The organism is Vibrio sp. 1069 (assembly GCF_033340555.1).
The window spans coordinates 1-640 of sequence record NZ_JAWOWP010000501.1 but is presented as its reverse complement, the minus strand read 5'-3'; the positions used below and the strand labels follow the sequence as shown (position 1 = coordinate 640).

General features: G+C 45.6%; 1 protein-coding gene. It reads left to right on the top strand.

The window, feature by feature from the left end; translation table 11 throughout:
* Positions 1-640 (top strand): HipA domain-containing protein (locus R7040_RS27405; protein WP_318097736.1); only part of this gene is annotated, 640 nt, incomplete at both ends.

Below are 640 nucleotides of genomic sequence, written 5' to 3'. Positions count from 1 at the left end.
GACACTGATAATTGAGAGGTTCGATCGTGCCTATATCGAGGCTCGTAATGTCGTTCAACGAAAACATGTGATTGATGGCTGTCAGGCAACTGACTTACCACCAGGTTACAAATACGAGCGTCAGAATGGGGATGAAGGTGATGGCGTATATATGCGTGATGGTGTTTCTTTCCCACGCCTACTGTGCGTCAAAACCATAGACACGGTCATCACTAACCTAAAGCTCACCCAATGGATGCTCTTTAATCTAGCAACGCTAAACTACGATGCCCATGGTAAAAATATTAGCTTCTTCGTCACCCCTAAAGGTCTGGAACTGACCCCTTTTTATGATTTAGTAAACATAGAAGCAATCGCTCAAGAGGGAGCAAAACGCAACTCACGAAGCGGTAAGTTGTCTGCTGATGAGGGGCGTGCCGCCAGTATCCCTCAATATTTTGCAATGTCGATTGGAGATTGGGAAAGTGAGGACTTTCAAAATCCGCCGAAAGGTAACTTCAAACGCCCTATCACCAGCTATGATTTAGCTGAATTCGGCGCTCTGCTGGGTTATTCAGGCACCAAGATGGCTTCCATAATGGTAGAAACCGTTGGTGCTATAAAAAACACCCTGAAGGAAGCGATTGAACTTACCGAAGCT